This is a genomic window from Microlunatus endophyticus, from assembly GCF_014646195.1.
Classification (GTDB): Bacteria; Actinomycetota; Actinomycetes; order Propionibacteriales; family Propionibacteriaceae; genus Microlunatus; species Microlunatus endophyticus.
On the sequence record NZ_BMMZ01000017.1, the window covers coordinates 23,312 to 36,446 of the forward strand.

A 13,135-nucleotide genomic window follows, 5' to 3' on the forward strand; every position below is an offset into this window, starting at 1 on the left:
ATCGGGCGGCCGGCCACGGTCTAATGATCAACCGCGTGTTCGGCGGTGGCAATGGCCGACCAACGCGCCGGATCCGCCCCGACCACGACCACAGCGGACCCGCCGGTGACCACAGGTTCGATCAGTGCCCGGGCGATCGTCGCCCAGGGATCAGAGGCCGGCTCGGGCCCGACCAGCCGGCGTACGGCATCCCCGCCGGCGCCCGCGACCACCTGGACCTGGCTGAGCCGGCGCTCGCCGTCGCGCCACGCCGGGTCCTCGGGCGACGGATGCGGACCGGTGAAGCTGTCCGGAAACGTACGAACCTCCACGCCGTAGTCGAGCACCCCGGCCGGCAGTGCGGAGCTGAAACCCAGGCCGAAGGGGTGCAGGCTGCAGGCGATCGTCTCGGTCGGCCCTGGCTGCGGATCGTCGGGGCCGACGACCTCGGCGGCCACCTCGTCGTCCGGGTCCAGGGTGACCACGCCGCGTGCCCGCCAGATGGCCGCCACCCAGACCAGGGTGACCCAGTGGGCCGGATGAGCGCTCGCCAACGTCAGCCGTACGCGATCGCCCGGCTCGAGCAGGATCTCGTCAGTCAGCAGGCCGGCGGTCTTGTCCACCCAGTTGGCGAACGAGATGCCCGACAGTTCGACGCGTTCGCCGCGCGATTCGTCGTAGTAGGTGATCAGCGGCACCGAACCGGATCGTGCGTTACGGCGCTGCAACTGGGCGGTGAAAACTTCGGTCACCCGGCGATGGTGTCAGACGTGATGTCGGGCTCATCACGTGCACCGAACTGGCGCAGACCCCGGGTCGGCCCTCTACTCTGGCGGTCATGCGTTATGTGGTCATTGTCGCCGGTGGGTCCGGAACGCGGTTGTGGCCGTTGTCCCGGCAGGGCACTCCCAAGCAGCTGCTGAACCTGGTCAACGGCAAGACCCTGTTGCGGATCGCGTACGAGCGGATCCAGGGTCTGGTGCCCGACGAGCAGGTGCTCGTGTGCACCGGCTCCGAATTCGGTGACGCCATCCATGCCGAGCTGCCGGAGATCCCGCGGGAGAATATCCTCGGCGAACCGGTCGGTCGCGACACGCTGAATGCGGTCGCGTTCCCGGCGGCCGTGCTCGCCCGGCGCGATCCCGATGCGGTGATGGCGTCGGTGACCTCGGACCAGATCATGAATCCGGTGTCGACCCTGCGCGCGGCGCTGCAGAAGGCGTTCCGGCTCGCCGAGACACACGCCGATTCGCTGATCACCTTCGGCGTCGTGCCGACCACACCGCACACCGGTTTCGGCTATCTGCAGCGCGGGCCGGCGCTGGCCGGTCACGGCGACGTGTCGATGGTCGCCAGTTTCACCGAGAAACCGGACCGGGAGACCGCCGAGAGTTATCTGGCCTCGGGGCGGTATTGGTGGAATTCGGGCATGTTCGTCTGGCGGGTCGCCACTTTTCTTGATCAACTGCGGCAATTGCGGCCGGACGCGTACGACATTCTCGAGACGATCGCCGACGATCCGTCCCGGCGCGATGATCTCTATCCGCAGCTGCCCAAGATCAGCGTCGACTACGCGGTGATGGAGCCGGTCTCGCGCGGCGAAGGCACCGCCCAGGTGCTGGCCGTACGACTCCCGATCACCTGGCACGACGTCGGCGGGTTCGAGGCGCTCAGCACGCAGCTGCCGCGTGATCACGCCGGCAACGCCACCACCGGGCATAGCGTGCTGGTGGACAGTTCCGACAATGTCGTGATCAACACCGACGAGGACGGCCGGGTGGTCGCGGTGGTCGGGTTGTCCGGGACCGTGATCGTCCAGACGCCGCAGGTGACCCTGGTCTGCCCGATGAGCGAGGCCGAGCGGATCAAGGAGCTGGTCGCCGAGGTCACGGAGCGGATGGGCACCTCGTACGCCTAGCACTGCGCTTCGACGGGCTCAGCGATCGGGCGGTGGCCAGAGCGGCTGGGCTGCAGTGATCAACTTCCGGATCATGATCAGTTCCGGGTCGGTCAGCTCAAGATCAGCGGTGATGGCCGCGAGGAGCGCGTCGCGGTCCCACAGCCGTACGACGTCCTCGTAGCGGTCGGCGCGCCCGACCGCTGACAGGATCGCGCCGAGGACAGCCTCCCGAGTGCCGCGGTAGAAAAGATCTTCCTCACCGGTCCGCAGCAACTCGCGGGCCACCGGTCCCGGGTCGACGACATGATCACCGATGCCGCGGATGATCGCCACCGGATTGCCGCCCAGCTTGGTCTTGGCAAGATCGGCGGCCGCCGCCAGCTCGTCGGCGATCGCGATCGCCGTGACGTGCAGTTCGTTGCCGTAGCTGTCGACGCGGCCCGCATAGCGATCAAGGACCGTGACCCCTGCCGACCCGATCGCGTGGTCCGTCTGGCCGATCCGCCAGGCGCGACCGGCAGTGTCGGACATGATCACTCCGATCCGGACGCCGAAGCGTGCGGCCAGACCGGCCCGCAACCGCTCGGAACTGCCGTCCGGATCGGCCGGCAACAACAGGATCCGACCCTGATCGACATTGGAGTTGTCCACCCCGGCGCCGGCCTGGGTCAGCCCGTGGTGGGTCTCGACGATCCCCATCGATTGCCGACGGGCGACGGTCCGTACGGTCTCGGAGTCGATCACCGACTGCCGGTCCTCGGCGTCGGCGAACCGGCCCTCGGCCTTGCTGACGATCTTGGACGTGATCACCAGGACATCGCCGCCCCGCAGCCGGCTGCGGTCGGATGCCTGGGTCGCGTCACCGATCACCGTGACCAGGTCGGTGCCCGGGACGATCTCGCCGATGCCGGCAAGTGCGAAGATCTCGATCACTCGGTGGCCAGCTTCACGCCGTACTGGATGAAGCGGGAGGTTGCCGCCGGATCCTTCATGATCAGATCGGTGCTGACCGCGGTCAGCCCGGCCTGTGCGAGCCGGGGGAGCAGACCGGCGTCGGTGTCGTCGATCACCCAGCCGTCCAGAATGCCACCGGCGGCACGGCTGCCGTAGTGCAGGCCGACCGCGGCAGCGTCCACGTCGACCCCGATCGCCGGCAGCAGGCGGTGCGCCATGCCCAGCACCGGAGCACCGGAGATGATCCCGGAGAAGCCGACGACGGGTGCCTTGGTCGCGATGATCGCGGTACGGATGCCGGGCACGGCCAACACCGGCCCGACCGACACGACGGGATTGCTGGGGGCCACCAGCACCAGGTCGGCCTCGGTGATCGCCTCGATCACGCCGGGGGCGGGACGGGACTTCTCGATGCCCACCTGCAGCACCTGCCGGGCCTCGGGCTCGGCGTGCAGCTTCACCCAGTACTCCTGGAAGTGCACGGCCCGCACCCCGGAGGGTGCCGACGGAGCATCGATGACGACGTGGGTCTCGACCCTGTCGTCGGTCATCGGCAGCAGTTGCAGATGGTCGGAATCGGTCAGCCAGCGGGTGCACAACGCCTGGGTGACCGCTGAGAGCGGATAGCCGGCGTCCAACATCTGGGTGCGGACCAGATGGGTGGCCAGGTCCAGGTCGCCGAGCCCGAACCAGGTCGGCTCGACGCCGTAGGCGGCCAGTTCGGCGCCGACCCGCCAGGTCTCGTCGGCCCGTCCCCAGCCGCGTTCGGGATCGATCGCGTCGCCCAGGCTGTACATCATCGTGTCCAGGTCGGGGGAGATGTGCAGCCCGTGCAGCCTGATGTCGTCGGCGGTGTTGACGATGACCGTCAACCGGGCGTCGGGGTAGGCGTGGCGTACTCCCCGGACGAAACGTGAACCACCGACGCCACCGGCGACAACCGCGATCTGCACGTCCACCAGTCTCGCATCGGGGGCGGTTCGGTCCAGCATCAGGGGATCCGCGTGGTCGCGGGCCGGCAAACCGGACTGCCGAGGGTGTTCGCCGAGCGCTCTCGAACGCAATATCCGGCGAGATCACAGACTGATCAATTCGGAAACCCGGATTCAAATTCTCTGCCAAATTCCCGATACCCGGTTCGGGGCGGCTCAACCAGCCTGTGAGCGCCGCCAACGAGCGGTTGGCCGGTGGCCCGCCGATGTGATATTGGCAGCGCTTCTACCATGCTCGCACTTGACTTATCGGTATTGACAGGCATGTAATTTCACTCATGTTGTTCGTTGCGCAGCGTTCCGCGAGCGGTGCCGGAGCAACACGGGCGATCGAGGGTCGAGGAGGCAGCATGATGGAGGACTACGGATTGGATCCGACTGTCCTGGATCCGGGAGCCGGTTTCGACGACGACGGTGCACTGGCCTGGCAGGAGCGAGCGCTGTGCGCCCAGACCGATCCGGAGGCGTTCTTCCCTGAGAAGGGCGGCTCCACCCGGGAGGCCAAGAAGGTCTGCCTGTCCTGTGATGTCCGGTCCGACTGCCTGGATTACGCGCTCGCCAACGACGAGCGGTTCGGGATCTGGGGCGGGCTGAGCGAACGGGAGCGCCGCAAACTCAAGCGCCGGGCCGTCTAGTCCGGTGCCGAGGGCCGGATCCGTGGCATTCGCCGCGGATCGGAGATCTGACGGCCCAAATCCGCCTCCGAGACGACCCCAGCCCGACCGCGCCCGCAGCTGGCGTCCACCGGTCCCGACCCTCGACCGGGACCCGGCTGCCGGAGCACTGAGTCCACCGGCGTACTGAGCGCAGCACAGGCGGAGAATGGCCTTCGCCTTCGGTCCTCGCATACAGTAGTGGCCGCCCGTGTAACGGAATGGACACGGAGACTCCACAGCGGCGAAGGATTCTGCAGGCAGGCGATGGACGACAGCGTGGCACCGGGGACACACCCCGACAGGTCGGCTGATCCCGGCGACACCACCTTCCTGCCCCGTGTCACCGCACCACTGCTCGATCGCCCGGTAGCCGGCCCGCCGGCCGCCGTGGCCTCCGGAGTGGATCTCCTCGATCCGGACGACCCGTGGGCGTGGGCGTCGGTCGAGGACCAGCCCGTCATCATCGACATCTCGCACTGTCGGGTGACGGCCGTACTGGTCAGCCAGAATGCCGGGCGCTGGCTCGCCGAGACGTTGACCGCGCTCGCCGGCCTGACCCGCCGCCCCGACCGGGTGATCGCGATCGACAACGAGAGCACCGACAACACTCTCGACCTGCTCGACGACGCCATCCAACGGCGCGAGATCGACGCCGTCTACCTCGGCCGGCACGGCTACGGCTACGGCGACGCGATCCGGTCCGCCCTCTCCCAGGACGCCGTCGCCCACCCCGAGACCGCTGCTGCGGTCGGCCCGCACGACTGGCTCTGGCTGCTGCATGACGACGCGGCACCCGCCCCCGAGGCGCTGGCCCAGCTGCTCGGACACGTCGTCAGCGATCCGACCATCGACATCACCGGACCGAAACTGCTGCGGCCCCGCCGCCGGCACCGGCCGTACCAGATCAGCGAGATCGGCGTCTCGATCTCCAGCTCCGGCCGCCGGCACCTCGGGCTCGACACCGGCGAGATCGACCAGGGGCAGCGGGACCAGCCGGCCCGCCGGCTCGCGGTCTCCAGTTGCGCGATGCTGGTCCGCCGTTCCGTCTGGGACGAGCTGGGCGGATTCGACCCGGCGATGCCGGGCTTCCGCGACGGCGTCGAATTCGGCTGGCGTGCCCAGCTCGCCGGGCACAAGGTGCTCACCACTCCGGCGTCCGCCGTGGTCCACCGTCAGGTCGGTCGGGCCGGGCTGCGGCCCAGTGGGGTCGGCGGCTCGAGCCCGGAGAAGATCGACCGCGAATTCGGCATGGCCCTGGTGGCCGCCCACGCTCCTGCAGCACGGCTGCCGTTCGTCTGGCTGCGGTTGGTGCTCGGATCGGTGCTGCGGGCGATCGTCTATCTGATCGGCAAGGCGCCCGGTCGGGCCGGCGCCGAACTGGCTGCTGCCCGGTCGTTCGTCCGGCACCCGCGTCGGATCAGCCGCATGCGGCACCGGATCAGATCCGGGCGGATCACGCCTCGGGGACGGGCGGTCGTCGAACGGCTGCGCCCGGGTCGGTTCACCGGGATCAAGGCCGCGGTCGACGTCCTCACCACGGCGATCGGCAACCGCTACGTCGAGATCGCCGGCACCGAACCGGAAGCCGCCAGCCTGGACGAGCTGACCAGCGACGAGCTGCCCAGCAGCCCGGACGAGCGCCGGTCCAACCCGTGGTTCAGCCCGATCGTGATCACCGTGGTGCTGAGCGTGATCACCAGTGTGGTCGCCGCCCGCCGGGTGATCGGGCTCGGGTCGCTGGCCGGGCCGCAGTTGCTGCCGATCACCACCGACCTCGGCCGGCTCTGGCACAATTTCCTCGACGCGATCCCGGGGGCCCCGCACACCACGACGGCACCGTGGACCGGTCTGGTCGCGGCCGCCTCGACGATCTTCTTCGGCCAGCCGGAATGGCTGGTCACCGTGCTGCTGGTCGGCACCGTCCCGCTCGCTCTGCTCAGCGTCTATCCGCTGATCCGGCGCACCATCGACGACCGCCGCGTACGGCTGTGGGTCGCAGTCAGCTACGCGTTGCTTCCGGTACTGCTCGGCGGCAGCAATCAGGGCCGGCTGGTGCTCAGCGTCGCGGCGATCATGTTGCCGGTGCTGGCCATCGCCGGCCGGGCGCTGGTGCTGCGCCGGGCCGGCTACCCGGAAGCCTGGCGCGGCGGCTGGGGTGCCGGCGTCGCCCTGACGGTGCTCGGCGCCTTTGTCCCGGCCCTGATCCTGATCGCTGCGCTGACCGCCGTCGTCGCCGCATTCACTGTCGCCCGGACACCCCGCAAGATCGGCCGGCTGGTGATCGCGATCGGCGTGCCGGTCGTGATCCTCAGCCCGTGGTGGCCGACGATTTTCTCGTCCTGGGGCCGGTTGCTGACCGGACCGGATCCTGCACTCGAGCCGACCGCGGTGCCGGGCTCGGCCGTCTTCTTCCTGTTCGGGCGCGACGGGGGCGCCGGGCTTCCGCCGCTGTGGGTCGGGCTGATCATCTTCGGGTCGTTCTGGGCGGTCGGACTGGTCGGGCTGCTGCGCGGCTACCGGCGTCGCGCCGTCATCGCCGGCTGGCTGATCGGGCTGGTCTGTCTGGCGGTCGCCGTCGGACTTTCCCGGCTGCTGGTCGAGGTGCCGCCGGCCGGTGTCCAGACGCGCCCGTACGTCGGCATCTATCTGCTGACCGCCTTCGGGGCCTTGATCCTCGCCGGTGGCATCGGCGTGGACGGCTACACCAAGGATCTCGGCCAGCAGAGTTTCTCGGTCGTGCAGCCACTCAGTGTGCTGGCCGGTGTGCTGGCTGCGGTGATCTGTATGGGCGGCGCCGGCTGGTGGGTGCTGGACGGCATGGCCGGCCCGATCCATCGCACTCAGCTGGCCGCGATCCCGTCCTACATCGTCGACGAACAGACCGGCCCGAACCAGGTCCGGACGCTGGCCATCGATCTGCACGGCAGCCAGGCCGACTACTCGGTGATCCAAGGCGATCAGAGCCGGCTCGGAGATCCCGAGCGCGGCGACAGCTTCGGTGGCTCCCAGGCTGCCAGGAACGAGGCCGCGGGGGTGGTGGCGCGTCTGGTGTCGGGCTCCGGTGACACCGATCTGGCCTCCGATCTCGCCGATCTGGGCATCAACTATGTGTGGGTCAGCGGCGCCAATGACGACGTACGCTCCCGGATCACCAACACACCGGGGCTCGCGCCCGCCAGCGGCAGCGCCAGCGGCGCCGTCTGGCAGCTGAGCCAGCCCACCTCGCGGGTCCGGCTGGTTTCCGGTCAGCAGGTGACCCGGCTGGGCAGTGATCCGGACGGCGTACGGATCCCGGCGAGCAGTCTGCAGCGGGTGCTGCGGCTCGGCGTGCCGGTCGACCCGCGCTGGCAGGCGACCCTGGACGGTCGCCCGCTGACGCCGCTGCGGGACGGCAACTGGCAGCAGAGTTTCACCGTGCCGGCTGCGGGCGGGGTGCTGCGCTACCACCTGGACAGCCCGATCCCGTGGCTGCCGCTGGGGCAGGGGATCGCGCTGCTGATCACTCTGGTGCTGGCCGCCCCGGGTATCCGCAGGCCCGAGGTACGGGACCCGGTCCAGGTCGCGCGCCGGGTCGCGGCCGTCGGCCCGAACGGCCGGCTGCAACTGTCCGACAGCATGATCATGACCGAGCTGAACGATCTCACCGGCCTGACCATGACCGGCGGATTGATCACGACCTCCGACGGGGTGACGACCTCGACCGGCGGCACCAGCGGTGAGAACCTGTTGGGCACCACGACCCTGGAGTCGTTGCGCCGGGGCGAGGCACCGGTCGAGTCCGGGCAGACCGGACCGTGGAAGGGTGCCTCATGAGCAGGCGATCGGTTCCGCGTGCCGTCCGGGGTCCGGCGGTGGTCGCCTTCGCCGCGGTCGCCGCGGCGGCCATCGCGGTCGCCGGCACCCTCGTCCCGACCCAGCGACCGGATCCCACCGCGGCCGCGGTGCCGATCCAGGGGCGTACGAGCTCGGTCTGCACGACCGGCACCCTGGGCACCGGCAAGGGCTCCGACGACTCCGAATCCCAGGTCTTCGGCGCTTCTGCGACTGCCGAGGTCGGTGCCACCGGCACGTTGACGGGTCGCTCGCTGGGTGCCGGCGACACCAGCTCACCGCTGTTGTCGATCGACCGCCAGGGCCAGAGCAAGACCATCAGCTCACCGGATTCCTCGGTCGTCCTGGTCGCCGACGGCGTGATGGCCGGAGCGTCGGCAGGGATGGTCTACGGCCAGACCGACACCGGCGAGGACCGCGGTTTGTCGCTGGGACCCTGTACGGCGCCGGTGGTCGAGCAGTGGTTCACGGGACTGGGTGCCACGGCGGCCCTGCGCAGCCAGTTGGTGCTGACCAATCCCGACGACCGGCAGGCCGAGGTCGATCTGGAGTTCTTCGGGCCGCACGGGTTGCTGACGGTCCCCGGCGCATCCGGCCTGATCATCCCGGCCGGCACCAGCCGTACGCTCTCGCTGGAGGATCTGCTCGGAAGTGTCAGCGGCAGCATCTCGGTCCGCGTCAAAGCCTCGGTCGGCCGGGTCTCGGCGATCTCCCGGGACCTGCGCGCCGACTCCCACGGCGACCCGACCGGTGTCGACTGGCATCCCGCCTCGGCCATGCCGGCTGGCACCCAGATCATCCCGGCGGTGCCGGGCGGCGATGGCTACCGCAAGCTGGTGATCTTCAACCCGGGCCAGCGGCGTGCCGACGTCAAAGTCGAGGTCCTCGGTCCGGACGGACCGTTCGCGCCCGCGAACGCGGCCTCGGTGTCGATCGGCCCGGGCGGCTCGACCACCGTCGACGTCGCATCCGGATTGGCCAAGACGATCGGCGCGCTCCGGGTGACCAGCAGTCAGCCGATCGTGTCAGCGGTGCAGTCCGAACGCTCGGCGAGCAAGGAAGCCAGCGATATCGCGGTCACCACCGCTCAGTCGCCGGTCAGCGGGATGGGGATCGCTCCGGCGACCGCGATCGACGGCACCGAGACCGAATTCGCGATCAGCAACGGCGGCACCACGGCCAGCAACGCCGATGTGACGCTCTACAACGCCGACGGCGTCGCGCTCTACCACGAGCAGGTGCCGGTTCCGGCGGGCGCCTCGATCGAACGCCGGGTGACCCAGGCCGGACCGGCCTTCCTGGTGCTGCGGGCCCCGGTCGGATCGTCCCTGTACGGCGGTGTGACGCTCACCCAGACCTCCGGCAGCGTCGCCGGGCTGGCGGCAGCGTCCTTCGTCACCCCGGGCCTGGCCGGTCGGGCGCGGGTGCCGGTGGAGAATCCGCGGGTCACGCAGTGACCACTGCCGTGTGACGGGACTCAGTCCTCGTCGTCGGCGTCCGGATCGATCTCGCCGATGCTCAGCCCGGTCAGCGCGGCCAGCTGTTCGACCAGAGTCCGGTGCACCAGGATCTGCAGGCCCGGACGGGTCGCCGCCCGGTGCTCCAGCGGGCGGCGGTAGAGCACCACCCGACCCAGCGCGGCCGGTGTCGGAGCGACCGCTGCGGCCAGCGGCACCTTCTCCCCCGACCAGGCGGTCTGCAGGAACGGCACCTCCTCGACCCCGAAGACGATCCCCACCAGCGCCTCCGGACAGTGGGCCTGGACCCGGTCGATCGACGCCTGCAGCGCCTCCTCGAAGAAGGTCGCCCGGCCGGGCGGGCCGACCGGCTCGACGGCCGTACCAGTGAGAGGATTCGTGGTCGCCAGCGGGCCGCGGAGGCCGCGCCCGTGCCGATCTCGCCGCCGGGTGGACATGATCGATGAGTGTACTTGCGGGCCGGTCCCGGGAGTGTCCCGCGGACCGGGTGTCACTGCTCCATCGGCTGGTGCAACGGCGGTAGCGTGCGGGGGTGACGTCGAGAAGTTGCTCCCGTAGCGGGTGCGATGAGCGGGCGGTCGCCACCCTGACCTATGTCTACCTCGAGTCGACCGCCGTGATCGGGCCGCTGGCCACCCGGGCCGAGCCGCACGGCTACGACCTCTGCCGGCGGCACTCCCTGAATCTTTCCGCACCGCGCGGCTGGGAGGTCATCCGCCTCGCCGAGGATTTCACCGATCCCGAGCCCAGCGACGACGACCTGCTGGCGCTGGCCGATGCTGTCCGCGAGGTCGGCCTGAACTACGGTGCCGAGGACGAGCCGCCGGCCAGATCCTCGATGATCGAGGTCGCCCGTCGCGGTCACCTCACTGTGCTGGCCGACCCCGAAGCCTGATTCCCGAGGCTGGCTCCGGGACCCGATCGGGCCACTAAGCTCAGGTGTCGCTACCTGCGCAGATCCGAGGAGGAACGATGCCGGTTGAGTTGGTGCCCGAGCTGCTGGACATCCTGGCCTGCCCCAACTGCCACGGCAGTCTTGCGGTCGACCACGATCGCGACGAGTTGGTGTGCACGGCACCGGACTGCAGCCTGGCCTATCCGGTGCGCAACGGCATTCCGGTGCTGTTGGTCGACGAGGCCAGGTCGCCGCAGCGCGAGCCGAAGCCCGCGGTGAAGACCGAGGCACAGGTCGAGGCACAGGCCGACCCGGCGCCGGACACCGAATAGTCCGGCGATGCCGTTCTTCGACGACTCGCTGCTGGACGACCGGGACGCGCTCGCCGCGGCCGATCCGATGTTGCGCCGGCTCGCCCAGGCCGGGGCACGGATCCGGACCGAGGCCGAGCAGGCCACCGACGCGCTGGCGGCGGTCAGCGAGTTGTCCCGGCCGCGTGCGGTGATCGTCGCCGGTGCCGAGGCCCGCTTGGTCCGCGCCCTGCTTGAGCCCACCTGCCCGGTGCCGTTCCTGGCCTGGCCGCGGCACGGCCTGCCGGGCTGGGTCGGCGCGTTGGACCTGGTCGTCGTGCTGGCCACCGACGGCGCGGACGCCGACCTGATCGCCACCGCCCACCAGGCCAGGCGCCGGGGCAGTCAGTTGATCATCGCCTGTCCGCAGCCGTCGGCGATCGCCGACGAGGTCGGCGGCCGGGACACGATCATGATCCCGACCCGGACCGGGGACGTACTGGCTGCTGCCGTGGTGATGCTGGCCGCTCTGCACCGGATGCAACTCGGTCCGCAGGTCGATCCGGAGTCGGTAGCGGCTGCGTTCGACCGGGTCGCGGAGGACTGCTCGCCGTTTCTCGACGTCTCGGAGAATCCGGCCAAGGACATCGCGCTCGGGCTGGCCGAGGCGCAGCCGCTGGTCTGGGGCGGCTCGGTGCTGGCCGGCCGGGCCAGCCGGCGGGTCGCCGAGGCGTTGCGGGCTGCCAGTGGTCGGATCGCGTTGGCCGCCGACTCCAGCGAACTGCTGGCGGTGCTCGGTGGAGTGGCGCCGAAAGATCTTTTCGACGATCCGTTCGAGGATCCGCAGCCCGAGGAACGGCGGCCGGCGCTGGTGATCTTGGACGACGGTACAGGTGATCAACTCACGCTTAGAGCCCAGTACGCCCTCCGCGACGTTGCCGAACGGGCCGACATCCGGGTCTGTCCGGTGACCTTCGGCTCCGGCGGTGATCTTGACCGCTATGCCGGGCTGCTGCAGACCGGTCTGTATGCGGCCGTCTATCTCGCGCTGGGTCTTCGCCGTACGGTCTGGCAGGATGACCCGTTGTGACCGACATCTCGACGAGCGGGCAACCAGCCGGCCACAGTGACAACGACGAGCCGGAGCCGGGCCACAACAGCAATCGCGCGATCATCGCCGCGTTGGCCGCCAACACCTTCATCGCGTTACTGAAGTTCGCTGGCTGGGGACTGACCGGCGTTTCCTCGATGCTGGCCGAGGCGATCCATTCGGTGGCCGACACCGGCAACCAGTTCCTCTTGTTGGTCGGCGGGCGAAGGGCGCAAAAGGCAGCGACCGAGGAGCATCCGTTCGGTTACGGCCGGGAACGCTATGTCTTCGCCTTCATGGTGGCGATCGTGATGTTCAGCATCGGTGGCGTCTTCGCGCTGTACGAGGCCTGGCACAAGCTCCAGGAAGTGCTGGCCGGCGAGCATCACGACATGGGTCGCTGGTGGTGGGTACCAGTCGTGATTTTGATCGGCGCGATCTGCGCCGAGGGGGCTTCGCTGCGGACCGCCCTGCGGGAGTCCGACAAGGCACGGGGCCGGCAGCGGCTCTTCAAGTACATCCGCTCGGCGAAGGCACCCGAGCTGCCGGTGGTGGTGCTGGAGGATTCCGCGGCCGTGATCGGCCTGGTCTTCGCACTCTTCGGCGTGGTGTTGACCAAGATCACCGGACACGGGATCTTCGACGTGATCGGCACTGCCCTGATCGGCTTCCTGCTGGTCGCGGTCGCGATCACGCTGGCCACCGAGACCAAGAGCCTGCTGCTCGGCGAGGCCGCATCGCCGGACAGCATCCGGACCATCTCCGACGCTCTGATGGCCACGGAGGGGGTCGACCGGATCATCCACATGAAGACCCTGCATCTGGGGCCGGAGGAGATCATGGTCGCTGCCAAGATCGCGGTCAGCCCGACCGAGTCGGCGGCCGAGGTCGCTGCGACCATCGACCGCGCCGAGGTGGCGATCCGGTCCGCCGAGCCGATGGTCACCTCGCTCTACCTCGAGCCGGACATCTACTCCACGTCCTACCAGCCGGCCTCGCGGCCCGAGCGCCCGTCCGCGCCGTCGCACTGAGATCCCCGTGCCCAGGATGTCGCCGCCCACTAAGGTCGT

12 protein-coding genes are annotated in these 13,135 nt (G+C 69.6%); 8 read left to right on the plus strand and 4 right to left on the minus strand.

Features of this window, described 5'->3' with window-relative positions; all coding sequences use genetic code 11:
- Positions 1–20 precede the first annotated feature (20 nt).
- Positions 21–731 (minus strand): TIGR03089 family protein, encoded by a 711-nt coding sequence (locus IEY07_RS22355; protein WP_188898082.1) that lies wholly within the window; start codon positions 729–731, stop codon positions 21–23.
- Positions 732–817: 86 nt separating this feature from the next.
- Between IEY07_RS22355 and IEY07_RS22360 the strand changes: the two genes are divergently transcribed.
- Complete coding sequence (locus IEY07_RS22360; RefSeq protein ID WP_188898084.1) at positions 818–1,897, plus strand: mannose-1-phosphate guanylyltransferase; 1,080 nt, start codon at positions 818–820, stop codon at positions 1,895–1,897.
- 18 nt (positions 1,898–1,915) lie between these two features.
- On the opposite strand, the gene cofE is transcribed toward IEY07_RS22360, so the two are convergent.
- Positions 1,916–2,812, minus strand: a complete 897-nt coding sequence (gene cofE, locus IEY07_RS22365) for a coenzyme F420-0:L-glutamate ligase (RefSeq protein WP_188898086.1) — start codon at positions 2,810–2,812, stop codon at positions 1,916–1,918.
- Complete coding sequence (gene cofD / locus IEY07_RS22370) at positions 2,809–3,825, minus strand: 2-phospho-L-lactate transferase (RefSeq protein WP_229670538.1); 1,017 nt, start codon at positions 3,823–3,825, stop codon at positions 2,809–2,811. Before cofD ends, cofE begins: the two co-directional genes overlap by 4 nt.
- A 350-nt stretch (positions 3,826–4,175) precedes the next feature.
- Between cofD and IEY07_RS22375 the strand changes: the two genes are divergently transcribed.
- From IEY07_RS22375 to IEY07_RS22385, 3 genes are all read left to right on the plus strand, one after another.
- Positions 4,176–4,460 carry a WhiB family transcriptional regulator gene (locus IEY07_RS22375; RefSeq protein ID WP_308422970.1) on the plus strand — a complete coding sequence of 95 codons (285 nt, stop codon included), beginning with the start codon at positions 4,176–4,178 and terminating at the stop codon, positions 4,458–4,460.
- A gap of 285 nt (positions 4,461–4,745) precedes the next feature.
- Positions 4,746–8,294 (plus strand): glycosyltransferase family 2 protein, encoded by a 3,549-nt coding sequence (locus tag IEY07_RS22380; protein WP_188898088.1) that lies wholly within the window; start codon positions 4,746–4,748, stop codon positions 8,292–8,294.
- Complete coding sequence (locus IEY07_RS22385) at positions 8,291–9,769, plus strand: DUF5719 family protein (RefSeq protein WP_188898090.1); 1,479 nt, start codon at positions 8,291–8,293, stop codon at positions 9,767–9,769. Before IEY07_RS22380 ends, IEY07_RS22385 begins: the two co-directional genes overlap by 4 nt.
- A gap of 20 nt (positions 9,770–9,789) precedes the next feature.
- Here the strand turns inward: IEY07_RS22385 and IEY07_RS22390 are convergent, their stop codons facing one another.
- Positions 9,790–10,227, minus strand: a complete 438-nt coding sequence (locus tag IEY07_RS22390; RefSeq protein WP_188898092.1) for a metallopeptidase family protein — start codon at positions 10,225–10,227, stop codon at positions 9,790–9,792.
- A 95-nt stretch (positions 10,228–10,322) separates the two neighbouring features.
- On the opposite strand from IEY07_RS22390, the gene IEY07_RS22395 reads away from it, so the two are divergent.
- The 4 genes from IEY07_RS22395 to IEY07_RS22410 all read left to right on the plus strand — a co-directional run bounded on the left by IEY07_RS22395 (position 10,323) and on the right by IEY07_RS22410 (position 13,096).
- Positions 10,323–10,685 (plus strand): DUF3499 domain-containing protein, encoded by a 363-nt coding sequence (locus tag IEY07_RS22395; RefSeq protein ID WP_188898094.1) that lies wholly within the window; start codon positions 10,323–10,325, stop codon positions 10,683–10,685.
- Between the two features lie 77 nt (positions 10,686–10,762).
- Entirely contained in the window at positions 10,763–11,017 is a 255-nt protein-coding gene (locus IEY07_RS22400) for a Trm112 family protein (protein ID WP_188898096.1), read from the plus strand.
- Between the two features lie 7 nt (positions 11,018–11,024).
- A complete protein-coding gene (locus IEY07_RS22405) occupies positions 11,025–12,065 on the plus strand; it encodes an SIS domain-containing protein (RefSeq protein ID WP_188898098.1) in 1,041 nt (346 codons plus the stop codon).
- Complete coding sequence (locus tag IEY07_RS22410; RefSeq protein WP_229670540.1) at positions 12,062–13,096, plus strand: cation diffusion facilitator family transporter; 1,035 nt, start codon at positions 12,062–12,064, stop codon at positions 13,094–13,096. Before IEY07_RS22405 ends, IEY07_RS22410 begins: the two co-directional genes overlap by 4 nt.
- Positions 13,097–13,135 lie beyond the last annotated feature (39 nt).